The organism is Salinispora oceanensis (genome assembly GCF_000383575.1).
Lineage (GTDB): Bacteria > Actinomycetota > Actinomycetes > Mycobacteriales > Micromonosporaceae > Micromonospora > Micromonospora oceanensis.
On record NZ_KB911579.1, the window covers coordinates 1,384,969 to 1,410,527 of the forward strand.

Genomic DNA, 25,559 nt, shown 5'->3' on the forward strand with positions numbered 1-25,559 from the left:
CTCACCGGTCACACCCACCCATCACCGGGTCCAACGAGGCGCCACCGGCGATCACGTCGGCGATCAGGCCACCCTCGGCCATCGCCGGCAGGGCCTGCAGGTTGACGAAACTCGGCTCCCGGTAGTGCACCCGGTACGGCCGGGTCCCCCCGTCGGAGACCGCGTGCACACCCAGCTCACCCCGGGGCGCCTCAATGCCCACGTACACCTGGCCGGGCGGGACCCGGAAGCCCTCGGTGACGAGCTTGAAGTGATGGATCAGCGACTCCATCGACTGCCCCATGATCTTCGCCACGTGCTCCAGGGAGTTACCCATGCCGTCAACCCCGATGGCGAGCTGCGCCGGCCAGGCGATCTTCCGATCCGCCACCATCACCGGGCCCGGCCGGAGCCGGTCCACCGCCTGCTCGACGAGCTTCAACGACTCCCGAATCTCGGCCAGCCGGACCAGGTACCGGCCCCAGACGTCACCGTCGGTGTGGGTCGGCACGTCGAACTCGTACGTCTCGTAGCCGCAGTACGGCATCGTCTTGCGCAGGTCCCAGGCGAGGCCGGCGGAGCGCAGCACCGGGCCGGTCACACCCAGCGCGAGGCAGCCGGTCGCGTCGAGCACCCCGACGTTCTGCGTCCGCTCCAGCCAGATCGGCTGACCGGAGAGCATCTTCTCGTACTCCGCGAGCTTCTTCGGCATCAGCTTCAAGAAGTCACGGATCTTGGCGATCGCCTCGTCCGGCACGTCCTGCGCCACCCCACCCGGGCGGACGTAGGCGTGGTTCATCCGCAGCCCGGTGATCAGCTCGAAGATCTCCAGGACGTACTCCCGCTCCCGGAAGCCGTAGAGCATCATGTTGATCGCGCCCAGTTCCATGGCCGTGGTGGCCACCCACACCAGGTGCGAGGAGATCCGGTTGAGCTCCATCATCAGGACCCGGATGGTCGTCGCCCGCTCGGTGATCTGCTCCTCGATGCCGAGCAGCTTCTCCACCGCCAGCGCGTACGCCGTCTCGTTGAACAACGGGGCGAGGTAGTCCATCCGGGTCACGAAGGCCGAGCCCTGAACCCAGTTCCGGAACTCCATGTTCTTCTCGATGCCGGTGTGCAGGTAGCCGACGACCGAGCGGAGCTCACGGACCGTCTCGCCCTCCAGCTCCAGGACCAGCCGGAGCACCCCGTGCGTGGACGGGTGCTGCGGACCCATGTTGACGACGATCCGCTCGTCGTTGATCGGGTCCGTGCCGGAGAGGACGACATCCCAGTCCCCGCCGGTGACGGTAAAGACCTTGCCCTCGGCGGTCTCCCGCTCGGTGGCGTAGTTGGACGCGCTCACTCTACCTGCCCTCCGTTCGCGACTGCGGGGCTCGCAAGCTCACTCCTCGCGCTCACCGTCCCTGCCCTCCGTTCGCGACTGCGGGGCTCGCAAGCTCACTCACTGGTACGACCTCCGGCGGTCCGGCGGCGGGATTTCGGCGCCCTTGTACTCGACCGGCACCCCACCCAGCGGATAGTCCTTGCGCTGCGGGTGGCCCTCCCAGTCGTCCGGCATGAGGATCCGGGTCAGGCCGGGGTGGCCGTCGAAGATGACGCCGAACATGTCGTACGCCTCCCGCTCCTGCCAGTCGGCGGTCGGGTAGACGCTGGTCACGCTGGGCAGGTGCGGGTCCTCGGCGGAGACCGCCGTCTCCAGCCGAACCTGACGCCGGTACGTCATCGAGGTCAGCTGGTAGACCACGTGCAACCGGCGGGCGTCGGCACCGAGGTAGTCCACCCCGGATACCGACGAGAGGAGCTCGAACCGGAGCGAGAGGTCGTCCCGCATCACCTGGCAGACCTCGGCGATCCGCTCCGGGCGGATGTGCAGGGTCAGCTCACCCCGGTCGACCACGACCTTCTCGATCGCCTCGCCGAAGGCCGGGTACGCCTCCTCCAGCGCGTCGGTGACCTCGTCGAAGTAGCCGCCGTACGGCCGGGTAGCCGCCTCGATCGACCGTTGCGGGCGGACCAACCCGCCGTAGCCGGAGACATCGCCGGTGCCCTGGTCGCCAAACATTCCCCGCCCGGCGGGGCTCGACGGGGGCAGCTCAGCCGGAGCGCCGCCGGTGGCCCCGGCCGGGGTCACCGGTACCGGCACGCCGCCGTCGTCCGTCCTGTCCTGGGGTGCGCTCATGTCACCGGCCCTCCGTTCACGACCGCGGGGCTCGCAAGCTCAGTCACTTCTTCAACCCCTCGTACTGCTGCAGGTGGGGCTGGGCCTTCATCCAGTTCTCAATCCGCAGCTGCTCCTCGCGTCCCTCGCGGACAGCCTTCGTCCACTCGGCGCGACGGGCCTTGTCGCTGCGGTACGACGACGGCATCGACCCGTAGGGCACGACCGGCACGTCACCGCGCGCCTTGCGGGCCTCCAGCATCTTGCGGCCGTTCGGACCGAGGGGCTCATGCATGATCTTCTCGCGGAGCTTGAGGACCGCGTCGATGAGCATCTCCGGCCGGGGCGGGCAGCCAGGCAGGTACATGTCCACCGGCACGACGTGGTCAACGCCCTGGACGATCGCGTAGTTGTTGAACATGCCGCCGCTGCTGGCGCAGACGCCCATCGACAGCACCCAGCGGGGCTCGGCCATCTGGTCGTAGATCTGCCGGAGCACCGGAGCCATCTTCTGGCTCACCCGCCCGGCAACGATCATCAGGTCCGCCTGCCGGGGTGAGGCCCGGAAGACCTCCATGCCCCAACGGCCCATGTCGTAGTGGGGACCGCCGGCGGCCATCATCTCGATGGCGCAGCAGGCGAGGCCGAAGGTAGCCCCCCAGACCGATGACTTACGCGACCAGTTGACGAACTTCTCCACCGAGGTGAGCAGGACACCGGCGGGGAGTTTCTCCTCGATACCCATCTACGGTTCCTTCCTCAGTCCCAGTCCAGGCCGCCGCGACGCCACACATAGGCGTACGCGACGAGGACCGCGACGATGAACAGGACCATCTCCACGAGGCCGAAGATCGGCAGGGCATCGAACGAGACAGCCCAGGGGAAGAGGAAGATGATCTCGATGTCGAAGACGATGAAGAGCATCGCCGTCAGGTAGAACTTGATCGGAAACCGGCCACCGCCGACGGGCTGCGGGCTCGGCTCGATTCCACACTCGTACGCCTCGAGCTTGGCCCGGTTGTAACGGCGTGGGCCGGCGAGGCGAGCGGCTGCCACGGAGAACAGCGCGAACGCCGCGGCGAGGGCGAACAACCCGATGATCGGTATGTAAGGCGAGAGCGACATCGTTTCTCCTGCTCGTCCTTCCCTGCCCTCGATGCTGGACAAATATCACACTATTCACATCCCGATCGGCGATTGCCGGCGGGGTCAAAACACACCGCGATCCAGACCGCGTCACACAGCTGGCGCCGCCTTCGTCATCGCGTTGATGACCCGGTCCATCGCGTCCCCGTCGCGCGGGTCGGTCAGGTTGGCCAACAACTTGAGCACGAAGCGCATCAACATCGGGTGCGGCAGGCCGTACTTCGTGGCAGCCCGCATGATCTCGGGACGGCCGATCAGCTTCACGAAGATCCCGCCGAGCCGGTAGTAGCCGCCGAACCGGGCCTTCAGCTCCGCCGGGTACGCCATCAACGCGCGCTCCCGCTCGACGCCGGCCGAACGGGCGAGCGCCTGTACCGCGACCTCCGCGGCCAGCTCCCCCGACTCCATCGCGTACGCGATGCCCTCGCCGTTGAACGGGTTGACCATGCCGCCGGAGTCACCGACGAGCAACGTTCCGCGCGAGTAGTGGGGCACCCGGTTGAAGCCCATCGGCAACGCCGCGCCGAGGATCGACCCCTCGGCGTTGGCCTCGTCGGCGATCCCCCACTCCTCGGGAGTGTTGGCGAGCCAGTCGGTGAGCAGCCGCCGGTAGTTCGTCTTACCGAACGCGGCGGAGGAGTTCAACACCCCCAGGCCGACGTTCACTCGGCCGTCACCCAGCCCGAAGATCCAGCCGTAGCCGGGCAGGAGCGCGTCGCTGCCCTTGCGGCGCAGCTCCAGCCAGGACTCGAGGTAGTTGTCGTCGTGCTTGGCCGGGCAGCGGTAGTACCGCCGGACGGCCACGCCGAGCGGTCGGTCATCCCGCTTGGCCAGCCCGAGGGCGAGCGGGAAGCGGCCGGAGACACCGTCCGCGGCGACCACGAGGGGTGCCCGGAAGGTAGCCGGCTCCTGATCCGGGCCGACCGCCGCCTCAACCCCGACCACCCGGCCGGCACGGTCGAAGATCGGGGCGGTGACCTCAACCGCGGTGCGCAGCTCGGCACCGGCGGCGACGGCACGCCGGGCGAGCAGTTCGTCGAAGTCCAGCCGGGGACGCACCAGGCCGTAGTTGGGGAAGCTGGCCAGGTCGGGCCAGTCCAGCTCGAGTCGGAGGCCACCGCCGACGACCCGTAGGCCACGGTTGCGCACCCAGCCCGCCTCGACCGAGGTGTCCACGCCCATCCGCACCAGCTGGCGCACCGCGCGCGGGGTCAACCCGTCGCCGCAGACCTTCTCCCGCGGGAACTCGGTCTTCTCCAGCAGCAACACTCGGACACCGTGCTGGGCCAGGTGGTACGCGGTCGCCGAACCACCTGGGCCCGCGCCCACGACGATCACCTCGGCGTCGTTCTCCGTGGTCATCCGCACCTCCCCTCCCGCACGCTCGTGAAAACGTTCACAAGCCAGACGGTACGGAGTCTATGACCGGCCAGGCGGCGGCGACATATTAGGGGCACCTAACTTGAAAGAAAGCCGCCGGTCAGCAGCGGCAGGGCCGCCGTAGCCGCCCAGTTCGGCACGAATCGACGTGGAGGCGGCCGTCCTGGCCCGAGGGCGCCGGCGCCGCCGTCACGGCCGGAGGGCGCGATGCAGCGCAACGATGCCGCCGGTCAGATTGCGCCAGGCCACCCGCTGCCAGCCCGCCGACCCGATCTGCTCCGCCAGTGCCGCCTGATCCGGCCACGCGCGGATCGACTCCGCCAGGTAGACGTACGCGTCCGGGCTGCTCGCCACCGACCGCGCCACCGCCGGCAGCGACCGCATCAGATACGACAGGTAGACCGTGCGGAAGACGGGGTTGACCGGGGTGCTGAACTCGCAGACCACCAGCCGACCACCGGGCTTCGTGACCCGGGCCAGCTCGCGCAGCGCCGCGTCCGTGTCCTGCACGTTGCGCAGCGCGAAGGAGATGGTCACCGCGTCGAAGCTGGCATCGGCGAAGGGCAACCGCAGCGCGTCCCCGGCCAACAGGGGCACCTCGGGGCGGGTCCGCCGACCCGCGGCCAGCATGCCCAGGGAAAGGTCGGCGCCGACCGCGTACGCCCCCGAGCGGGCGAGCTCCCCGGTCGAGACGCCCGTGCCGGCACCCACGTCCAACACCCGCTCGCCGGGCCGCAGGTCCAGCGCGGCCCGGGTCGCCCGCCGCCAGGACCGGTCCTGCCCGAAGGAGAGAACGGTGTTCGCCAGGTCATAGCGGGCGGCCACGCCGTCGAACATCGTGGCGACCTCGTGCGGCTGCTTGTCCAGGCTGGCGCGCTGGCCCTGAGACGTACTCACCCCTCCACTGTGCCAGCCGTCGCACCTCCCGCCGGGAGGGCCCCCTACCAGGCCATCCGCGCCGCGCGTCACACCACGAGGGCGGGCCGTCGCCCCGCCCCGCCCTCGTGGGCACCGGCTGGTCAGTCGGCGTCCCGCTCCGACTCCGGGTTCACCAGGACGACCTTCCGCCGCCGCGAGAGCAGCAGCAGCGCAGCGCCGGACAGCAGCACGGCAGCACCAACGCCACCGATCAGGCCGACCTGCGCCCCGGTGACCGGCAGGCCACCGCCACCACCGGAGCCATCCGGGGCCGCCGTCGCCGTGGGGCTCGCCGTGGCGGTCGGACTCGCCGTGGCCGTCGGGCTCGCCGTGGCCGTCGGCTCCGTGGTGGGCGTGGAGAGGTTGACGAAGACGTCGAACTGGGCCACCCCGTCGCCGGGGTCAGTCTCCGCGAACGCCCGGCGCTGCTGGTCGGAGGCGGTTCGCGGCGTCGCCTCCGGCGCACCCGAGGCGAGGTCGAGACCCACCGAGTAGAGGATGCCCGGGCGAAGGACCGACTCGGTCACGCCGGCGTCCACCTGCACCCGCACCGGCGCGGTGTAGAACTCGCCCGGGTCGAGCACCGCACCAGAGTCGGTGCAGTGCACCCGTACCAGGCCGGCGAGACCCGACTCGACGCAGCCCTGCGGCAGCGCGGCGAAGGTAACGCCAGCCGGCAGGGTGAACCCGTACGCGATACCGGTTGCCGAGCGGCTGCCGTGGTTGTAGACGGCCCAGTCCAGCGGCGCGGTCTCGCCCGGCCGTACCGGCGTTCGGGCCGGCTCCTCGCGGTCGTCGCCGTCAACCTCCACGTCGGCGTAGACGTCCTGCGCCCAGCTGGTGAGGTCGTAGCCGGGCTTGGCGACGGTGATGTCGTGCTCGATCTCGTTGTCCCCCGGGAACGGATCGGTGGTGGCCGAGGTAACGGTGACGACCAGGTGACCGGCGTCACCGCCCTTGCCGAGGGAGAAGAGGGGGACACCGAAGTCCTCGGTGGTTCCGGCGGGCAGGTCGCCGAGGAGGCAGCTGAAGGTGGTCCCGCTGGCCTCGCAGCCCGCCGGAACGACCACGCCGACCTTGCGCTCCTTGAGGTGCGCCGTCTCGACGGTCACCCGCACGGACTTCGCGTCGGCCGCGCCGCGGGCATTGTTGATCTGGAACTTGAAGGGCTTGGCGCTGGCCTCCTCGACCCCCTTGGCCAGCTCGTAACTGAGTGGGATCAATGCCAGGTCGGCCTGATCGGCGGCGTGCGCCGGAGCGGACACCCCGATGCTGCCGGCCGCGACAAGCAGGGCGACCGCCCCGACCCGGGCCAGCGACGGACGGTGGAGCAACATCATCGATCCCCCCGAGGGTTAGGGACACGAATTCGAAACGAACGGAGGCCCACCATCCTTGATCAGGTGGGACGGCCCGGGCAGGCTCGCCGGACCCAGAGCACCGGGCCGGGACATTAGTGGGCGACGATCGCCCTGGCTAGCCGCCGCGCGGGCAGGCTGACGTGACCCCTCGCAGCCACGACAGGGCAATGTCCGGATTAGCCGGTTTTACCATCCACAACACGGGCCATCACGCCAGCGAACGGATCACCGAGATCGATACCTTCGGCCCACGCTCCCGAACCGTCCGGCCCCACCCCGGGAAACCCCACCCGGGGAACCCGTCGCGGGTGGGCGCCGGCCGGCGACCTCAGCCGACGTCAACCAGTGGCAGCGTCTTCCCGGCGCCGCCGCCGGGCAGGGCGATCGACGAGAAGTGCGACACCACCCGGTCATCCCGCGGGTCCTCGGCGGGAGTGTGGTGTACGGCGAGCCGCCGGTAGTGGGTGTCCCGTTGGGCCGGGATCCGGTCCGCCGACCGGATCATCCCGATCAGGTCGTGCAGGTTCGAACGGTGCCGCGCCCCGGCCGAGGAGATGACGTTCTCCTCCAGCATGATCGAGCCCAGATCGTCAACCCCCATGTGCAGCGCGAGCTGGCCGACGTCCTTGCCGGTGGTGAGCCACGACGCCTGGAGGTGCGGCACGGTCTCGAAGAAGAGCCGGGACACCGCCACCAGTCGCAGGTACTCCAGGGTGGTGGCCTGGGTCCGACCCTTGAGATGGTTGTTCTCCGGCTGATAGGTCCACGGGATGAAGGCCCGGAAGCCCCGCGTCCGGTCCTGCACGTCGCGGATCATCCGGAGGTGCTCGATCCGCTCGGTGGCGGTCTCCCCAGTGCCCATCATCATCGTCGCGGTCGACTCGACGCCCTGCTGGTGGGCGAGCTCCATCACCTCGAGCCAGCGCTCACCGGACTCCTTCAGCGGCGCGATCGCCTTCCGCGGCCGGGCCGGCAGCATCTCGGCGCCGGCGCCCGCGATCGAGTCCAGGCCGGCCGCCTTGATCCGGGTGATGGCCTCGGTCAGGCCCACCCCGGACACCTTCGCCATGTGCAGGATCTCGCTCGGGCCGATCGAGTGGATGGCGAGCTGCGGGTAGGCCCGCTTCACCGAGGAGAAGAGCTCCTCGTAGTACTCCACCCCGTAGTCGGGATGATGCCCACCCTGCAGCATCACCTGGGTGGCGCCCAACTCGACGGCCTCGCCGCAGCGGCGCAGGATCTCCTCCGTCGGATGGGTCCAGCCCTCCCGGTGCTTGGGCGCCCGGTAGAAGGCACAGAACCGGCACGCCGTCACACAGACGTTCGTGTAGTTGATGTTGCGGTCGATCAGGTACGTGACGATGTTGTCCGGGTACCACCGCCGCCGCACCATGTCGGCCGCCTCACCCAGCGCGTGCAAGGGCGCTTCGGTGTAGAGCAGCAGGGCCTCCTCAGGCGTGATCCGCCCGCCGTCCGCGCCGCGCTGCAGGATGTCGTTGATCTCCCGGCTCACCGTCACGCTCCCGAGCCTACGTCGCCCCGGCCCGACCGGTGACGAGCGGCCACCGGCGGTGTGAGCTCTCCGGCCGTTGACCCGCCGCCGCCCGGGTGGCCGACTGTCCGCCGCCGGCACCGTCCCGCTGGCTCAGGCATCGTAGTCAACCGTGAGCTGATCGGTAGTCGGGCTGGACTGACAGGTGAGAACGTAGCCCGCGGCCAGCTCGTCCGGCTCCAGCGCGTAGTTGCGGGCCATGGTCACCGCACCGGCCACGACCTTCGCCCGGCAGGTCGAGCAGACGCCCCCCTTACACGCGTACGGCAGCTCCGCGCGGACCCGCAGCGCCGCGTCCAGCACCCGATCCGACCGGTCCATGGTCACCGTTGACGAGCGCCCGTCCAGGACGATCGTGACCTCGGTACCCGCCGCCGGCTGGTGCACGGGGCGGCGGACCGGCTCCGGGGGCGCATCGACGTGGAAGAGCTCGGCGTGCACCGCGGCCTCCGGGACGCCGCGGGCGGTCAGGACCCGCTGGGCGTCCGTCACCATCCCGTACGGGCCGCAGAGGAACCACTCCTCGATCGCCTCGCCCGGCACGATCGTGTCCAGCAGCCGACCCAGCCGCTCGGCGTCGATACGGCCGGAGAGCAGGGGGGACTCGCCCTGCTCACGGGAGAGCACGTGGACCAGGTGCAGCCGGGTCGGGTACCGGTCCTTCAGGTCGGCGAGCTCCTCGGCGAACATCACGGTGCTCGCCGAACGGTTGCCGTACACCAGGGTGAAGGTGCTGGCGGGCTCGACGGCCAGGGCCGTGGTAACCAGGGAGAGCACCGGGGTGATGCCGGAGCCGGCGACCACCGCCGCGTAGGCGCGCACCCGGTCCGGACGCAGCGCGGTGGTGAAGTGGCCGAGCGGCGGCAGCACCTCGACGGTGTCACCGCCACGGAGCGCCCCACAGGCGTACGCGGAGAAGGCGCCGCCGGGGATCTCCCGGACCCCGATCCGCAGCAACCCCCGCTCGGCCAGGTCCTGGGGCGTCGAGCAGATCGAGTACGAGCGCCGCACCTCCTCGCCCTGCTCCGCCGTCCGGCGCACGGTCAGGTGCTGGCCGGGCGCGAACGCGAAGATCGCGCGCAGCTCGTCCGGTACGGCGAAGGTGACCGCCACCGCGTCGGCGGTGAGCCGGTCAACGGTGGCCACGGGCAGCGGGTGGAAGACCGGCCGACGACGGGTCGGCCGGGTGATCGTGACAGTCACAGTGCCTTCAGGTGGTCGAAGGGTTCAGTACAGGATCGGCAGCGTCGTAAAGCCTTACACGCGGTCGAACCGAAGCGGCTGATCTGCTCGGTCTCCGGGGATCCGCACCACGGGCAGCGGACCGTCAGGGTCAGCGGCACCGGGCCGGTGGGGCGGACCGGAGCGGGTGGGGCGATGCCGGCACGGGCAAGTTTGGCCCGCCCCGCCTCGGTGATCCAGTCGGTGCTCCACGGCGGCGTGTAGACGGTACGGACCTCGGCCTGAGGGTGGCCGGCGGTGGCGAGCGCCCGACGGATGTCGGCCCGGATCACATCCATCGCCGGGCAACCGGTGTAGGTGGGGGTGATGGTGACCACCACCCGGCCGGTGACCGGCTCCTCGCCAACCGACCGCAGGATGCCGAGCTCCTCGATGGTGATCACCCGGATCTCGGGGTCCACCACCGCGGCCACCGCAGCCCAGGCGGTCGTCACCAGGACGCTCCGGGATGAGCTCGGTGCAGCACCTGCAGCTCGGCGAGCAGATACGACAGGTGCTCGGTGTGCACGCCGCTCCGGCCACCGTCCGGCTTCCAGGCGGTCTCGGGCACCGTCAACGTGGCCTCGGCGAGCACGCCGGAGACGACCGAGTCGAAGTCGACCCGCAGGGTGGCCGGGTCGATCGGCGCGGTCGGGTCCGGCGCGAGGAGTTCGTGCGTGTACGGCCAGACCTCGTCGACCGCCGCCTGCATCCGGCGATGCGACTCGTCGGTGCCGTCGCCGAGCCGCCGCACCCACAACGAGGCGTGATCCAGGTGGTAGGCCGACTCCTTGCGCGCCTTCGCCCCGATCTCGGCCAGCCGCTCGTCGCCGCAGCTGGCTAGCACGGTGTAGAGCGGCACCTGGTACGCCGCCAGGAAGAGCAGCTTCGCCATGGTCAGCGCGAAGTCGCCGTTGGGCAGCTCGACCAGGAGGCAGTTGCGGAACTCCCGGTCGTCGCGCCGGTACGCCAGCGCGTCCTCGTCCCGCCCGGCTCCCTCCAGCTCACCCGCGTAGGTCAGCAGCAGGCGCGCCGCCCCGAGCTGGTCGAGGGCGATGTTGGCCAGGGCGATGTCCTCTTCCATCTCCGGCCCGTGGGTGCACCACTGGGCCAACCGCTGGGCCGCGACGAGCGCGTCGTCGGCGAGGCCCAGGACGAAGTCAAAGCGGTCGGTGCCGGCCTCCGGCACGGCCTGCACGGCCCCCGGCACGGCCTGCGCGGTCTGTTCGGCATGCGCGGTCACAGGTGAGCAGCCCCCTCCGGCACCTCGTAGAAGGTCGGGTGCCGATAGACCTTGTCGGCCGCCGGGTCGAAGAAGGCGTCCTTCTCGTCCGGGCTCGACGCGGTGATGGCGGCGGCCGGCAGCACCCAGATCGACACCCCCTCCTGTCGCCGGGTGTAGAGGTCCCGGGCGTTGCGCAGGGCCAACTCGGCGTCGGCCGCGTGCAGGCTGCCGACGTGGGTGTGCGCCAGCCCGCGCCGGGCCCGGACGAAGACCTCCCAGAGCGGCGCCGGCGGAGCCCCGCCCGGCTGTCCGGTCGGCTCGCTGTACTCGCTCACGCCACCTTCTCCTTCTGCTTCGCCGGCTCCTTCTTGTTCGCCTGCTTGGCCGCGTACGCGGCGGCGGCGGCCCGGACCCAGGCGCCCTCCCGGTGCGCCCGGCGGCGGTGCTCCATCCGCTGCCGGTTACACGGACCCGCTCCCTTGATCACCCGCATCAGCTCCGCGTAGTCGGGCTGGGTGAAGTCGTAGGCACCGCGCTCGTCGTTCCAGCGCAGCGCCGGGTCGGGGAGAGTGAGGCCGAGCACCTCGGCCTGGCCCACGCACATGTCCACGAACCGCTGGCGCAACTCGTCGTTGGAGAAGCGCTTGATCTTCCAGGCCATCGACTGGGCGGAGTGGGTGGAGTCGGTGTCCGGCGGGCCGAACATCGCCAGTGACGGGTACCACCAGCGGTTCACCGAGTCCTGAGCCATCTCCCGCTGGGCCGGGGTGCCGTGGGCGAGGGTGTGGAGAATCTCGTACCCCTGCCGTTGGTGGAACGACTCCTCCTTGCAGATCCGGATCATCGCCCGCGCGTACGGCCCGTACGAGCAGCGGCACAGGGGCACCTGGTTGACGATCGCCGCGCCGTCCACGAGCCATCCGATCGTGCCCATGTCGGCCCAGCTGAGGGTTGGGTAGTTGAAGATCGAACTGTACTTCTGCCGGCCCGCCAGCAGCAGGTCGACCAGCTCGTCCCGGCTGACCCCGAGGGTCTCCGCGGCGGCGTAGAGGTAGAGGCCGTGGCCGGCCTCGTCCTGCACCTTCGCGAGCAGGATCGCCTTGCGTTTGAGGGAGGGGGCACGAGTGATCCAGTTGCCCTCCGGCTGCATCCCGATGATCTCGGAGTGGGCATGCTGGGCGATCTGCCGGATCAGGGTCGCGCGGTACGCCTCCGGCATCCAGTCCCGCGGCTCGACCTTCTGGTCGGCGGCGACGACCTCGGCGAAGTAGGCCGCCGGATCCGCACCGGCGGAACCGTGCCGCCCGCGCTCGGCCGCCGCCCGCAGCGCCATCTCGGCCGCCTCGACCTCGCCGAGCAGGCCGCCGGCGGTGTCGTCGGCGGGGAAGTCATTCCCATACATGCCCCAAGTGTTACAGCTCAGCACATCAATCTCTAGGGGGTGTAACAGGTTTCCGGCCAACAACAGGTCACGCACTCCCCGCCGACCGCGTTATGAGCCGAGTCACAATCAAGCCACAAATAGGGGCATATAGCGTGCACCGTCTGCAACTCCCGCCATTTATGACACGCCTTCGCCGGGAACTAGTCTCGGCGCGGCGCGGATCCAGACGTAGACTTCCCGCGGTCACACCGACCTGCTGCCGGCGATCGTTACGTAGCCGAGGCCACCCCTGCCTCGACCACGCCGATCCCTCCCCGGCCTTGCGAGCCGGCCCCCTGGCCCCGACATCTGGAGTTCACCCAGTTATGCGTCCCCGGTTGCTAGCCGTCATGGCGGTCGTCCTCGGAATTGCTTTGATCATTCCCGCTGCGTACGCCCGCCTCGACGATGGCGGCACCGACACCGAGGCGAGCGTCCCCACGCCCGCCCCCTCCGCGCCCCCGCCGCCGACCCTGGCCGACGCGCCGGTGTCCGTACCCTTCGAGGGCGAGTTCTTCTCCTGGGCGCTGATGGACCGCCAGACCGACACGATCTCCGGTGCGGAGAACCTCGCCGACACCAGCTCCACCGAGTCGATGATCAAAGTGTGGTTCGCCGCCGACTACCTGAACCAGCTCGGTGACGAGTCGCTCTCGACGACGATGCGCGACGCCATCAGCACCGCGATCCGGGACAGCAACGACGACGCGGCGAACCTGCTCTACCGGGAGGTCGGCAAGTCGGCCACCATCGACCGGATGATCAGCACCTGCGGCCTGACCGACACCAAGCCCGGCACCGTGCCGGGTTACATCGGGTGGTGGAGCTTCACCCAGATGTCCCCCCAGGACGCGGTCCGGCTCGGCGACTGCATCGCCGACGGAACGGCCGCCGGGCCGACGTGGACCGAGTTCCTGCTGGACGAGATGAGCCAGGTTCGGGGTACGACCGCCGCCGACGACCAGAAGGAACGTTCCGGCGGCGGCCGCTGGGGCATCATTGACGGCCTACCCGAGTCGATCATTAGCCAGGGCCCGATCGGCATGAAGAACGGGTGGACCGCGCTGAACTACGACGGCAACTGGCACGTCAACTGCCTCGCGGTGAACGACCAGTGGAGCCTCGCCGTGATGCTGCGCTACCCGCAGGAGAGCGGGCTCGACTACGGCGCCCAGGCCTGCGCGAGCGTCGCCACCCAGCTCGTCACCCCGCAGCCCGGCGCCGCCCTGAAGGTGCCACAGCAGCCGATCGGGGCCCTCTGATGGCCAGCCAGCCCGACGCGCGGCAGGGCGGCACCTCATTGCTCAAGGTGGCCGCGATCGCGGCCGTCCTGATCGGTTTCGTACTCGTATCCCTCCGCCTGCTCCCGGGGTCACCCTTCGCCGCCGAGGCGACAGCGCAGTGGGGGGAGAGTCCAGCACCGGAGCAGTCCGGCGCCCCCACCGAGCAGGCCCAGCCCACGCCATCGCCGAGCCCGACCCTCGAGCCGCTCCCCTTCGCGGCGAACGATCTCACCAGCCTGGACATCGACGGCTGGTACGCCTGGAGTGTGCTGGACCGCCGTACCGGTGAGATCATCGGCTCGGAGAACATGACCGAGACCAGCACCACGGCTTCGATGATCAAATCCTGGATCGTCGCCGACTACCTGCGCCGCACGGTGGAGGCGGGCAGGACCCCGACCGAGACCGAGCTCGCCGAGGCCACCAAGATCATCCGGGACAGTGACAACACCCTTACCCAGGAGTTCTACAACAACCTCGGCGGATCCGTCACCATCGAGCGCCTGCTGTCCCGGTGCGAGCTGACCGACAGCAACGTCGCGGAGGACGGCGGCTGGAGCCGAACCGAGCTGTCCCCGCGGGACACCGCCCGGCTCGGCGAGTGCATCGCCGACGGCACGGCCGCCGGCCCGGAGTGGACGGACTGGCTTCTCAAGGAGATGCGGTCGGTCCGGGGCACCGGTGACTTCGGCATCCGCAAGGCGTTCCCGTCGGCTGTCAGCGAGAACATCGCCATCAAGAACGGCTGGGTGGACCGCACCCGCGAGCAGGAGAACCACGTCAACTGCCTGGCGATCGGCGACACCTGGACGATGGGAGTGATGCTGCGCTACCCGGTCGCGCAGGGCTACCAGGTCGGCATGGACAACTGCCAGAAAGTCACCGAAGCCCTGCTGGCCGACCCACTCTGACCGGCGACCGCGCCGCCAGCTGGTCCGCCGACAAGCAGGCCAACTTGGTCAGCGCAGGACCGCAGCGGTCAGCGCAGGACCGCAGCGGTCAGCTGACGAAGCGGGCCGGGCCGCCGACGGGAAGCTCGGGGACAGCGCCGGCGGCAGCGGCCCGGCGGGCGAACTCGCGCAGCCCGGCGATCTGACGATCACCCAGGCTGAAGTCCAACCTCCGAAAGTACGTCGCCAGGGTCTCCGCGTCGAAGCTCTCCCAACGGGCGGCCGCCGCGGCCACCTGGTCCAACTCGGCCAGGCAGAGGTCCCGGGATCGCAGGAACGCCTCGTGCACCTCCTTGACCAGGCCGGGATGGGCGGTGGCGAAGTCACGCCGTACCGCCCAGACGGCGAACACCATCGGCAGCCCGGTCCACTCGTTCCACGCCTGGCCGAGGTCGGTGACAGTGAGGCCGCGGGACGGCGCGTCCAGGAGGGCCCGCAGCGCCACGTCGCCGATCAGCACCCCGGCGTCCGCCTCCAACAGCATCTGGGTGAGGTCCGGCGGGCAGCGGAAGTACTCGGGCCGCACCCCGTACCGCTCGGCGAGGAGCAGCTGGGCCAGCAGCACGCCGGTCCGGGAGGTCGACCCGAGCGCGACCCGACGCCGGTCGAGGTCGGCCAGCGGGCAGGTCGAGACGACGTTGACCGAGAGCACCGGTCCGTCACTACCCACCGCGAGGTCGGGCAGCAGCAGCAGGTCGTCGGCGTTGCGCAGGTACTCCACCAGGGTGATCGGTCCGATGTCCAGGTCACCGGCGACCAGCGCGGCGCTCAACCGGTCCGGCGAGTCCTTGTGCAGGTCAACATCGATCAGGGCGCCCGAGCGCATCAGCCCCCAGTAGATCGGTAGGCAGTTCAGGAACTGGATGTGCCCGACCCGAGGGCGCGCGACCGGCTCTACCATGCCCCGACCGTATCGCCGCCACCGCGCACCGCGACGCCGGGTCAGGGCCGGAGTGGCCAACACCGCAGCCAACGCCGGACCCGGCCGTCATGCGCTGTCTGGGCCCGCCACCAAGGGGGGCTCGGCGGCGTCGGTCACGCCGGGGCGGGCACCGCAGGACCGACGGCCTGGTCGAGCGCATCGGTGCCGAGCGCTCCGGGCAGCGGACGGGCGTGCAGCACCGTCAACCGGGTCACCGCGCGGGTGAGCACGACGTAGAGCCGGTGCAGTCCGCGCGGTTCCGCGTCCACGATCTCGGCCGGCTCGACGACGATCACGTGGTCGTACTCCAAGCCCTTGGCCAGCGTCGCCGGGACCACGGTGACGCGCCCGGGGGCGTGGAGTTCCCCGGGCTCTTCGCCGGCCGCGACGAGCGCGGCCCGCAGCTCGTCAAGGTGTCGGTCAGCGGCGATCACCCCGACCGACCCCGGTAGCGAGCGGGTCGCGGCCAGCTCCGCGACCACCTCGGCGGCCAGGTCCTCCACCCGGCGTAGGACGAGACTGCCGTCCGAACGCAGCGACACCGCTGGGGGGACGTTCACCTCCAGCGCGGGCAGGAGTCGGTTGGCCAGCGCCACCACCGCCTCCGGTACGCGGAACCCCGTGGTCAACGGCACGACCGCCGCGTCCGGCTTACCCAAATGCCGCAGTGACTCCGCCCAGTCGGTCGCCGACCACGGTGCCGTGCCCTGGGCGAGGTCACCGAGGAGTGTGATCGACCCGTGGGTGGTACGCCGGGCGATGGCCCGACACTGCATCGGGGAGAGGTCCTGCGCCTCGTCAATGATGATGTGGTGCAGGCTCGGCTCCCGCTCCAGGAGCCCGGCGGCCTCGTCGAGCAGCACCAGGTCGGCGCTGCTCCACCGGACGCTCTTGACGCTCCGGAAGCGCCGCGGCCAGCGCAGCGCCTGACACTCGGCCTCGGTGAGAATGCCCTCGGCCGCGCGGGCCAGCACCTCCGCGTCGCTGAGCAACTCGAAGACGAGCGACTGCGGCGTCACCGCCGGCCAGCAGGCGTCGAGGAACTCGACCACCGGTTTGGCCTTTCCCATCCGCCGTTGCCACGGCTCCCCCGGTGACTCGCCGGAGCGCGTCTCGGCCTGGCGTTGCAGCAGACCGACGACCCGGGCGCGGACTCGTTCCCGGCCGAGCAGATACGCGGGATCCTCCCGCCGGGTGTCATCAACCAGGCGGGTGAGCACCCCCGGATCGATGCGCCACCGGTAGGCGCCGTCGGAGACCTGGATCGCGGAGTCAGCTCGACCGAGCCGGGACCAGAGCGCCCGCCGCAGCACGGTCGCCATCCGGGGGTCGTGCTTGACGACCTCGGCCTCGACCGGATCACCACCGGCGACAGGCACCCGACCGATGAGCCCCTCCAGGGTGGCCTGCCGCACCTCCAGCTCACCGAGCGCGGGCAGGACCGCCGAGATGTAGCCGAGGAACGCCGGGTTCGGCCCGAGAATCAGGACGCCGGTACGCCGAAGCCGTTCCCGGTGCAGATAGAGCAGGTACGCGGCCCGGTGCAGACCGACGGCGGTCTTACCGGTTCCGGGCGCCCCCTGTACGCAGATCGAGGTGTCGAGGTCGGCACGAACCAGCTCATCCTGCTCGGGCTGGATCGTGGCGACGATGTCGCGCATCGGCCCAACGCGGGGGCGTTCGATCTCCTCGATCAGGATTTTGCTGGTGGTGCCGAGCTCCTCGCCCTGGTCGAGGCGTTCGTCTTCGAAGCTGGTCAGATCGCCGCCGGCGAACCCGAACCGGCGACGGATCCGTACGCCCTGCGGGGCGCGGGCGCTGGCCTGGTAGAAGGCGCGACTGACCGGCGCTCGCCAGTCCAGCACCAGCGGCTCACCGAGCTGGTCGGTGACGTGCCGCCGTCCGATGTGGTACCGGCCGGTCACCGGTCCCGCGCCCGGCTCGGGGGCGGCTCCGGGCACCGGGCCCGCTCCCGACTCGGCGCCCCCGTCAAGGTCGAGGCGGCCGAAGAACAGCGGCGTACGGGGGTCGTCGGCGAGTTCGGCCACCCGCCGGGCCAACGCCACCCCGAGGGTCTCGGCGGAGAAAGGATCCCCGGCGATCTTCGCGCCGATGGCGTACATGGCCTCGGCGTGCTCGCGCATCCCGTGTAGGGCAGCCCGCGACGCGGCCATATGCGCACGCTCGGCGTCGAGCTCAGCAGTGAGTTCAGCAGTGTGGTCAACGGTCTGGTCGGCAGGCATGACGGCGGTTCCTCCGGGTCGACAGGGTGACCTGGCCGCCCGGCCACCCAGGTCGGGTACCGGCTGTGCCTCGGCGCGGCGCGAGAGCGCACGGATCGACCAGCCTAGCCCGTCCAGCCGCTCCCATCGACGGATTTTCTCCTGGTAGCTCAGGTAGCACCCTCAATCTGCACTCAGGAAAGTGGCGATCGATTTGCTCCGAATAGCCTGGACCGGCAGGAGTGCGGCAACAGCAGAAATAGCGATGCCCATGGCTCCGGCGGCGACGCTGACACCAGCTAGGCGGCCGAGCCCCTCACCTCCGGTCAAGCCGAGCGCCAGGGCCAGTCCGACCACAACCCCTGCGACCGCCCCAATGAATCCGAGTAGCGCCCCCTCCGACACGACAAGCGTCGTAAGCGCACGTTTACTCCAACCCATCGCCTCCAAGGTCGCGAACTCCGACACCCGGTCCCGCACATTTAGGTACGTCACGTCCATGACCGCCATTACCGCGAGGAGCAGCATGGCGGCGACTGCGACAACATCCGGCTTTCGAACCTGGACGGCAATAGCATCCCCTAACAAGCTGCCCACCAAAGTGCCCTCAAAAGCCCAGGTTATCGACAGCAAGAGAGTGAGAGAAGCTATCGCCACAGCGAGTGCTCCAGCACCGAGGAAGGTGCGTCCGGGAACGCGTCGAACGTTGGCGACGACAAGGCCGAGAATCCCGAATCGGAGGTGACCACGCGGACCATCGGACACCGGCGGACGTACCGCCGCCAACGGGTCGGAGCGGGCTGCGACACTGGCCGGCACGAGGCCGGAGAGCACGGACACGATCATCGCGACCGGGACCGCCAGGAGCGCCCTGGGCCAAGAGACATCAATGTCCAGTCCGGCACCCACGAGCCGAGATGCCACCACTCCGAGTAAGCCGGCGAGAAAGCCCAGGAAGACGAGCTCGCCCAGTATTACTCCGAAGAGCTGATTTCGGCTCCAACCCATGCAGGCCAGTACACCCAGCTCGGCACGTCGCACTCGAACTGCGGCCGCCGACGCGTTCCAGATGAACAGCCCACAGACCGTCAGCACGAGGACAAAGATGATCAGCGATTTCCGCTCAACGGCGTCCTTGATGACGACAGCAACGCCCTTTTTTGTCCACCATTCCTTTAGCTTCAACTCTGGACGGCCAAGCTCCCCCGCGGGAAGGACAACTGTTTGTCCGGATGGCGATGCGCCCAGGGTCACATCGACCGTCAACCCGGTGCTCTCGGCAATACTTTCCGCCACAACCCTTACTCGTTCACGCGAGACATCGTCAATTCCCTCGACACCTGCCACCCTGATGCGGATCGCCGACACGGGTCCGTTTTCTGGCGCGCGTCCATAGGCTCCCTGAAACCCGGTAGCCGCGTCGAGCGTGGTCAGGAGGAGCGGTGGTTGTTGCAGATAGCCGGCCGGGTTACCAGACGGAAGCAGTGCCTGATCTTGGAGAAGCTCCCGTGTTTGTTCGTCGGCCCCGGAAAGACTCGGGACCTGGTAGGCGGCGAGTGGCACCTCCGCCAAAGCCGAAAACGACTCGATTTTGGTCGGATCGAAGCGTCCCGCGAGGATAAGGTTCGCCGCATCGGACGGGCCCTTACCTGGTTGAAGGCGATGACTTTCCATGGACCGGAAGTTCACATCGCCCGCAGTAGCGGGCGCTTTGCCGAGATAACTGTTTTGGGAAGCTTTCCAGACGTCGGGTGGTACGTCTTGTTCGCGCGGTACGAGGGTGCCATCCGAGGAGATGGAGTGTTCGGTCGGACTTGCCGTCCAGTAAGAGAGGAGTTGAGTATTGCCGCCCGCACTGCCCAAATTCTGTAGTAGATAGTTCGTGGCATCTGCGCTGTCCATGGTGACGGTCGCAACCGTCTCTCCCGGCGCCGTGTCCGCGAAGCTGCCGAGGGAAGCCGGATTCTCGAGGCTGCCGGGAAACTGCTCGGCCGTAGCATCCGGTAGTCGCTCTATCTTCGCTACGACCTCTTGATCAACGAAGGGCCGATTTGCGGCAATTACCGGTACCGGGTGACCGAGTTGTTCACCCTGATCGCTCACATCAATCGAGGACAGATAGTCACCGGACACCATTGCCCGGTCCAGTCCAACGAGATCAGCTTCCGCCTGGGGGTCGATTGCTGCCATGACATAAGGGACCCGCCATTCCAGAAAGAACGCCTTCTTCCCTGCCGCGTAGCTCCTACTGTCGGCTGTCAGGGAATAGCATTGCGCCCGTTCTACCAATTGCATTGGCGACGTCCGTAGTAACGGGGGGACCACCCCGAACTGTTCACCACAAAGCCCCATCCGCGCACCCGAGGACGTGATCTCGTCGAGGGCGCTTCCGGAAACCGCACCACCCGAGGGAACAGTGAATACGTCCTTGTGCTCCACAGGGTTCGGTGTGAAGTAGACGTACGACGGTTCGCCCTGACCAACCTGACTCAGCCCCCTGTCGGTACGCCAGTCCAGCGTAATCCGATAAGCCGACCGCTCATCATCCGGCACCACCTGACCAAGGTCGATGGGGACTCGCAGGTCAGGCATACCGATACCAAGCATTGCGATAGGTGCGGCGACTTCGACGCCGGGGGTCCGTCGTACAGCCTCAAGCTGCGCCATGTTGATACCCGGCTCGGTATCCGAAATGAAGTTCGGGCGCACCAGGCCTGCCGAGCTCTCGATACCGGTGCCCGCGCCCCTCGGCCGGACAAGGATGTCGTACGCGGCACGCGCATTTGTGGCTACTGTGTCGGTCACATCGAGGCGGGAGGTCTCGGCCGTCTCGGTGAGCACGATGAAGCTGGTAACCGCGACCACCAAGCCCGCCCCCAGCGCAGCAGACCGGGTCCAGCGTCGCACAATCTGAGCCCAAATAATGCGAACCATGATATCCAATCTGTTTGAAACGCCGGTGGAGCGCACCACCCAGCAAACCGGCCGGGCCTACGGGAGATGGGACCGGCCGGCTCAGACCCCGGTACATAAAGCCGAGAAACAGAAGCCCGTTGGACCAGATTGACCACCCGACAGAACGGCAGGCCGACCGCGCTCTACTTTAGTCTGTCGATGCAACAGATGCAAGCAGTGGCATGGTTCACAATCTTGCGCATCGGGTATTAGTTGTGCCGACAGGGCACTGCGCAGTCGACTGAAGGGTGACTGGCAGGGTATGGCGGCGATTCAGTCAGGTCGATTTCATGAAGTGTCGAAGAGCGAGACTCAACCCGCGTGACCAGACGGTCCAATGAAGCCGCAGCCTCGGCCACACCAAAGTCAGCCGGCGTCTCCGCGGATTCGGGGTCATCCAGGCCGCGCAACAACCACATCAGGCTCCCATCTATCTTCACAATCCTCCAACCGGCAAAGACACCTCACCGGGCTGCCGGATGTAGCGCCGCACCTACCCGCTACTGGTCCAACGTTCGGCGGGCCGGCAGTCGGCGGCCAGCGCCGGCTCGAGCTTCGGCTCGTCCTCGCCGGTCGTCGGGGGGTAGACGATCTGGCCGGATGGGTCGACGTAGCAGTGCTCGAGCCCCCTGTCCCCCTGGAACAGCAGCCGACGGTCGATCTCGTTTCGGTCGGCGTCGTAGCTAACCAACTCGGCGTTCTGATTAACCTCGGCACCCTTGGTGACCAGCCCAAAGACCCCGGAGGCGAGCCGGGAGGTGGTCGACCCGCCGTCGCCATGCTCGAGGACGAGGCGATGCACGCGGGCGCTGATCCGGCCGCTCACGGTCACGTCGCCGCCGTCGGGTTCAGTCGAGCCGAGACTGAGCCACTGCACCGGACCGGGCAACCAGTCCCGTTGCGGCCAGTGCGCAGCGCCGCCGAGGCCCCCGGTGGGCTCTCGTCCAGCCCGGAGCCGAACGTCGCAGGTGAGGTAACCCGCCTCCGTCAGGAAGAGCAGGGCGGCCGTGTCGTCCCGTTGGGCGGCGACCGCCAGGTCATCCACTGTCACCGCCGGCCAGGAAGCCCCGTCCGGCTGGCCTCCTCCGCTGGCGTCGCCGCGTTCGGCTGAATTCTCGGTGTGCAACGGCTCCTGCGCATTCCAATCCAGACACTGCTCGACCGACCTGTGCAACGTCGGGCTCAGCTCGCTTGGACCCATCGCCACCAGTTCGAACCCACCGGAGGGCTCTGCTCCGGGTAGGCCCGGCCTGGCAACGAGTAGGACCGCGCTGACAGCCACGACCGCCGTGGCCGCCACGACGGCGACCCGCAGCCGAGTCGGACGCCGGAGCGGCCGGCTGATCGTGCTGAGCAACTCGGCGCGCATCCGGGTCACTTGCCGGGCGGGCAGATCCCGCTCGGGGGGCGGGTCGAAGAACTCGGTCATCACTGCTCCTGCCTGTTGTCGGTGCTGAATATCCGGGCCAGCCGGGCCCGGGCGCGACTCACCCGGGAACGGAGCGCGACCTCGCTGATCCCGAGCACGGCCGCGGCCTCGGCGTAGGGAACGCCGGACCACAGACACAGGGCGACCGCCTCCCGCTCTGCGCGAGGCAGCCGGCGGACCGCCGAAAGGACCGAGGCCATCCGACGTTCGTCGTCCAGCCGCCCGGCGACCTCGTCGGCGGGGTCGGCGTGGGCCTCCCACTCCTGCGGCACCCGGCGCAGCAACGCCCGCCATCGCCGGGCGGAGCGCCATTCGGTACGGGCGGTGTTGGTCGCCACCACCAGCAGCCAGGGCAGGGCGGAACCGTCAACCAGACGGGCCTCGCCGCGCCGACGCCAGGCCACCAGGAACGTCGCCTGGGTGATGTCCTCCGCGACCGACCAGGAGCCGCAGAGCCGGAAGGCATGGTTGTAGACCGCACGGGCGTACCGCTCGAACAGCTGACCGAACGCGGCCTCGTCGCCGCCGGCCAACGCCGACCAGAGTTCCTGGTCCGATGGGTGCAATCGGGTTGTCACACCTAACCCTGTCCGGCCGGACCGATCTTGTTGCATGCACGGTCGGGCTGGGTGGCTCTCCCCCGCTGCGGGGCGCAGTCCGACGCACGCGGGTGAGGGCGCGTACCGGGGTCTCGTCTGGCAGCCGCCGCTGCCGATCAGAAGCCGCCGAAGCGCATTCTTTAGAAGCCGAAGGGTTGGGCGGAGAGCAGGACCTCGGTCCAGCCGGAATCGGTCACCCTGCCCTGCCCGTGCAGGTCGCTGCCGTTGTTGTCGTACGGGTTCCGGTCGCCGTATCGGTGCAGGGCGCCATCGCTGGTACGGCCGTAGTAGATACCGGCGCCGGGAGACAGCAGGTGGGTGATGTCCTGCCCGGTGCTCGACTTGAGCTCGCCGGACTCCCAGTTACCCACTCCATTAAGTTTGTACGACATCAATCGGTCATCCGAATCCGTACCGAGGATCCAGTCCGGCCCAGTCGTGGTCAGCGTCTTGAGGGTGAAGCCACTGCCGACCGTCACCCAATTGACGGTCTCACTACCAGTCGGCTTCGTCGCGGTCACGGCGTGGCGCTGCAACACTCCCTCCGAAGTGAGCCCATACAGGCCCCCGGCACCGTCATAGGAAAGATGGGTGTGCGTCCATCCGCCACCAAAAATCTTCACCGGCGGATCGAACACCAACGACGCGTCGCTCGTGACCACATCAACCCGGTACAGGTCACCCTCCGTCGAGGTCAACAGAATTGTGTTGAAGTTCAGCGTCGCCATCGCCCTCGGCGTGAAACCCAACGTCGCACTCGACGTCAAAGCCTTCAAGAACCGACCTGAACCCGACTCGACCAACGAATAGGTCAGCCTACCGTCCGGCAGGATCCCGTAGATGGAAATATCGCCACAGTTAGCACTAACGGCATGGACCGGTGGCGACAGCGGCTCCCCCGGGGGAAAACCGTCCGTCGTGATCTCCGAGCGGATGCCGTTGAAGTAGGCCTCTACCTTGGCGCCTTCGTGCCGCTGCTCGTGATGCAGATGAGGGGCGCCTGAGTTGCCGGTGCTGCCCACCTTGCCGAGCAGTTGCCCCTGCCGGACCCATTGTCCGGTGTAGACCACCGGGGGTGACTCCATGTGCAGGTAGAGCGACTCCCAACCCTCGCCGTGGTTGAGCTCGACGTGCCAGCCACCGCCACCGTCCCAACCAGCATACGAGACGGTGCCGGCGGCGGCGGCGAGAAGAGGTCGGCCGGCCGTATTGCCACTGTTCGCGAACATGTCGACGTCGTAGTCGTCATGACCGCGATAAGTGGAGATCTGCCAGGATTCGCCACACGGGAATGGCAGCTGGAAGGAAGGCCGCCCACCGGCGGCCCGAGCCTCGGCCGGACGTGCTGCCTCGACCACCACAGCACCGTTTACGGCGAGGGCCAGTGCGGCCAACGCCGCCGGGAGGGAGCGACGTATTCCAGTTTTCGAGAACATGGGTCTACAGACTCCCGGCATCGTTATTGGAAAGATGAGTGTGCGTCCATCCGCCACCAAGAATCTTCACCGGCGGATTGAAACCAACGACGCATCATTCGAGACCACATCAACCCGATGCAGGTCACCCTCCGTCGAGGTCAACAGAATCGGTTGAAGTCCGCGTCGCCATCACCTTCGGTGTGAACCCCAATGTCGCGCCCGACGTCACAACCTCCGAAACTGGCCCGAGTCCCCCTCGATGGCCGAGTACGAAAGCCTGCCGTCTGACAACACCGACACCACTGACGGCCAGCTGGCTTCAACGATGATCTCCGCGTCGCCCACCTGTTTATGGTAGCGATCTGGGTCCGCCGAGAACCTGCACAGCCTGACATACCTCACCCGACCGGGGCAGTCAGCCAGGCGTTAGTCGGAGACAGGTCGAGCATTTGTTCAGGGACGCATTGGCGGCTCACGTGGGGGTCCAGCCGCTGCGAAACCACCAGCAGCCAGGGCAGCGCGGAAGCCCGAGTCACCTCTTGGCGTTGACGTTCGCCCATTTCCCTCCAGACGGGCTGCGGCAGTGTCATCATGCGGGTCGGGGTCGTGCCACCGTGGCCGGCCCGGACGAGAGGGGTCGACGTGGGCATCGTTCCGGCGGGCACCCCCTGCTGGGCCGACCTGGCCACGCCGGACCTCGACGACGCGCGCCGCTTCTACCCGGAGCTGTTCGGCTGGACCGGCCGGATCACGCCCGAGCCCGAGTCGGACGGCTACACCGACTTCCTCCGCCACGGCCAGGCGGTGGCGGGTGCTGGGCCACCGGCCATTCCGGAGCAGGTGCCGATCTGGTCGATCTACGTGGCCGCCGACGACGCCGACCTGGTGGCCGCACGGGTCGAGGAGGCCGGCGGACAGTTGGTGGTGCCCCCCTTCGACGTGTTCAACCGGGGCCGGATGGCGGTGTTAAGCGACCCGGCGGGCGCGACGCTGTGTGTGTGGCAGCCGTTGACGATGCCCGGCGGCGAGGTCTTCGGAGTACCGGGGGCGATGAGCTGGACCGAACTGGTCACCCCGGATCCGGAGGGCGCGAAGGTCTTCTACGAGCTGGTCTTCGGCTGGCAGCCGGACGAGCCGTCAACCGGTTCGACGGGGCACACCGGCTGGCGCCTCGGCAGCCAGATCGTCGCCGGGATGACCACGCCGCTCGGCGACTTCCCGGCCGGCGCACCCGCGTACTGGTCGGTGTACTTCGGGGTGGCGGACGTGGACGCGACCGCCGCCCGGGCCGCCGCCCTGGGCGGGGCGATCCTGGTGCCGCCCCGCGACACCGCAGCCGGTCGCTGCACGGCGCTGCGCGACCCACAGGGCGCCCTCTTCAACGCGATCACCCCGCCCTGACCTCCAGCATC

The 25,559-nt window shown here is 68.8% G+C and carries 22 protein-coding genes; 3 read left to right on the top strand and 19 right to left on the bottom strand.

Going from position 1 to position 25,559, the window contains the following annotated elements; genetic code table 11:
* Position 1: 1 nt before the first annotated feature.
* From SALPAC4_RS0106315 to paaA, 13 genes are all read right to left on the bottom strand, one after another.
* Entirely contained in the window at positions 2-1,327 is a 1,326-nt protein-coding gene (locus SALPAC4_RS0106315; protein ID WP_018222458.1) for an NADH-quinone oxidoreductase subunit D, read from the bottom strand.
* Positions 1,328-1,426: 99 nt separating this feature from the next.
* Entirely contained in the window at positions 1,427-2,164 is a 738-nt protein-coding gene (locus tag SALPAC4_RS0106320) for an NADH-quinone oxidoreductase subunit C (protein ID WP_018731233.1), read from the bottom strand.
* Between the two features lie 43 nt (positions 2,165-2,207).
* Positions 2,208-2,888, bottom strand: a complete 681-nt coding sequence (locus tag SALPAC4_RS0106325) for a NuoB/complex I 20 kDa subunit family protein (RefSeq protein ID WP_018731232.1) — start codon at positions 2,886-2,888, stop codon at positions 2,208-2,210.
* 14 nt (positions 2,889-2,902) lie between these two features.
* Positions 2,903-3,268, bottom strand: a complete 366-nt coding sequence (locus tag SALPAC4_RS0106330) for an NADH-quinone oxidoreductase subunit A (RefSeq protein WP_018720777.1) — start codon at positions 3,266-3,268, stop codon at positions 2,903-2,905.
* A 111-nt stretch (positions 3,269-3,379) separates the two neighbouring features.
* Positions 3,380-4,651: a geranylgeranyl reductase family protein gene (locus tag SALPAC4_RS0106335; protein WP_019869596.1), complete on the bottom strand. Its 1,272-nt coding sequence runs from the start codon at positions 4,649-4,651 to the stop codon at positions 3,380-3,382.
* 207 nt (positions 4,652-4,858) lie between these two features.
* Positions 4,859-5,566: a demethylmenaquinone methyltransferase gene (locus tag SALPAC4_RS0106340; protein WP_019869597.1), complete on the bottom strand. Its 708-nt coding sequence runs from the start codon at positions 5,564-5,566 to the stop codon at positions 4,859-4,861.
* Between the two features lie 122 nt (positions 5,567-5,688).
* Complete coding sequence (locus tag SALPAC4_RS0106345) at positions 5,689-6,927, bottom strand: LPXTG cell wall anchor domain-containing protein (protein WP_027645101.1); 1,239 nt, start codon at positions 6,925-6,927, stop codon at positions 5,689-5,691.
* A 349-nt stretch (positions 6,928-7,276) separates the two neighbouring features.
* A complete protein-coding gene (mqnC, locus tag SALPAC4_RS0106350) occupies positions 7,277-8,467 on the bottom strand; it encodes a cyclic dehypoxanthinyl futalosine synthase (RefSeq protein ID WP_018731228.1) in 1,191 nt (396 codons plus the stop codon).
* A 126-nt stretch (positions 8,468-8,593) separates the two neighbouring features.
* The gene (gene paaE / locus SALPAC4_RS0106355) at positions 8,594-9,703 is read right to left on the bottom strand and encodes a 1,2-phenylacetyl-CoA epoxidase subunit PaaE (RefSeq protein ID WP_019869599.1); all 1,110 of its coding nucleotides are present in this window, start codon (positions 9,701-9,703) and stop codon (positions 8,594-8,596) included.
* Positions 9,700-10,176, bottom strand: coding sequence for a 1,2-phenylacetyl-CoA epoxidase subunit PaaD (gene paaD, locus SALPAC4_RS0106360; RefSeq protein ID WP_019869600.1), 477 nt, complete (start codon positions 10,174-10,176; stop codon positions 9,700-9,702). Before paaD ends, paaE begins: the two co-directional genes overlap by 4 nt.
* Positions 10,173-10,964 (bottom strand): 1,2-phenylacetyl-CoA epoxidase subunit PaaC, encoded by a 792-nt coding sequence (gene paaC / locus SALPAC4_RS0106365; protein WP_019869601.1) that lies wholly within the window; start codon positions 10,962-10,964, stop codon positions 10,173-10,175. The genes paaD and paaC overlap by 4 nt, the downstream gene beginning before the upstream one ends.
* Positions 10,961-11,281: a 1,2-phenylacetyl-CoA epoxidase subunit PaaB gene (gene paaB, locus SALPAC4_RS0106370; RefSeq protein WP_018720785.1), complete on the bottom strand. Its 321-nt coding sequence runs from the start codon at positions 11,279-11,281 to the stop codon at positions 10,961-10,963. Before paaB ends, paaC begins: the two co-directional genes overlap by 4 nt.
* Positions 11,278-12,348, bottom strand: a complete 1,071-nt coding sequence (paaA, locus tag SALPAC4_RS0106375; RefSeq protein WP_019869602.1) for a 1,2-phenylacetyl-CoA epoxidase subunit PaaA — start codon at positions 12,346-12,348, stop codon at positions 11,278-11,280. The genes paaB and paaA overlap by 4 nt, the downstream gene beginning before the upstream one ends.
* 347 nt (positions 12,349-12,695) lie before the next feature.
* On the opposite strand from paaA, the gene SALPAC4_RS0106380 reads away from it, so the two are divergent.
* Together SALPAC4_RS0106380 and SALPAC4_RS0106385 are read left to right on the top strand one after the other, a co-directional pair.
* Entirely contained in the window at positions 12,696-13,631 is a 936-nt protein-coding gene (locus SALPAC4_RS0106380; RefSeq protein ID WP_019869603.1) for a serine hydrolase, read from the top strand.
* A complete protein-coding gene (locus SALPAC4_RS0106385; RefSeq protein ID WP_019869604.1) occupies positions 13,631-14,563 on the top strand; it encodes a serine hydrolase in 933 nt (310 codons plus the stop codon). Before SALPAC4_RS0106380 ends, SALPAC4_RS0106385 begins: the two co-directional genes overlap by 1 nt.
* Positions 14,564-14,651: 88 nt before the next feature.
* On the opposite strand, the gene SALPAC4_RS0106390 is transcribed toward SALPAC4_RS0106385, so the two are convergent.
* From SALPAC4_RS0106390 to SALPAC4_RS0106415, 6 genes are all read right to left on the bottom strand, one after another.
* Positions 14,652-15,503, bottom strand: coding sequence for a menaquinone biosynthetic enzyme MqnA/MqnD family protein (locus SALPAC4_RS0106390; RefSeq protein WP_019869605.1), 852 nt, complete (start codon positions 15,501-15,503; stop codon positions 14,652-14,654).
* A gap of 134 nt (positions 15,504-15,637) precedes the next feature.
* The gene (locus SALPAC4_RS0106395; RefSeq protein WP_019869606.1) at positions 15,638-17,767 is read right to left on the bottom strand and encodes a HelD family protein; all 2,130 of its coding nucleotides are present in this window, start codon (positions 17,765-17,767) and stop codon (positions 15,638-15,640) included.
* A 162-nt stretch (positions 17,768-17,929) separates the two neighbouring features.
* Positions 17,930-20,680 carry an ABC transporter permease gene (locus SALPAC4_RS28260; protein WP_223874694.1) on the bottom strand — a complete coding sequence of 917 codons (2,751 nt, stop codon included), beginning with the start codon at positions 20,678-20,680 and terminating at the stop codon, positions 17,930-17,932.
* A gap of 514 nt (positions 20,681-21,194) precedes the next feature.
* A complete protein-coding gene (locus tag SALPAC4_RS0106405) occupies positions 21,195-22,130 on the bottom strand; it encodes a hypothetical protein (protein WP_019869608.1) in 936 nt (311 codons plus the stop codon).
* Positions 22,130-22,708: an RNA polymerase sigma factor gene (locus tag SALPAC4_RS0106410; RefSeq protein ID WP_019869609.1), complete on the bottom strand. Its 579-nt coding sequence runs from the start codon at positions 22,706-22,708 to the stop codon at positions 22,130-22,132. The genes SALPAC4_RS0106405 and SALPAC4_RS0106410 overlap by 1 nt, the downstream gene beginning before the upstream one ends.
* A 161-nt stretch (positions 22,709-22,869) precedes the next feature.
* A complete protein-coding gene (locus SALPAC4_RS0106415) occupies positions 22,870-24,123 on the bottom strand; it encodes a peptidoglycan DD-metalloendopeptidase family protein (RefSeq protein ID WP_027645102.1) in 1,254 nt (417 codons plus the stop codon).
* 666 nt (positions 24,124-24,789) lie between these two features.
* Between SALPAC4_RS0106415 and SALPAC4_RS0106425 the strand changes: the two genes are divergently transcribed.
* Entirely contained in the window at positions 24,790-25,548 is a 759-nt protein-coding gene (locus SALPAC4_RS0106425) for a VOC family protein (RefSeq protein ID WP_019869613.1), read from the top strand.
* The last annotated feature ends 11 nt before the right edge of the window (positions 25,549-25,559 follow it).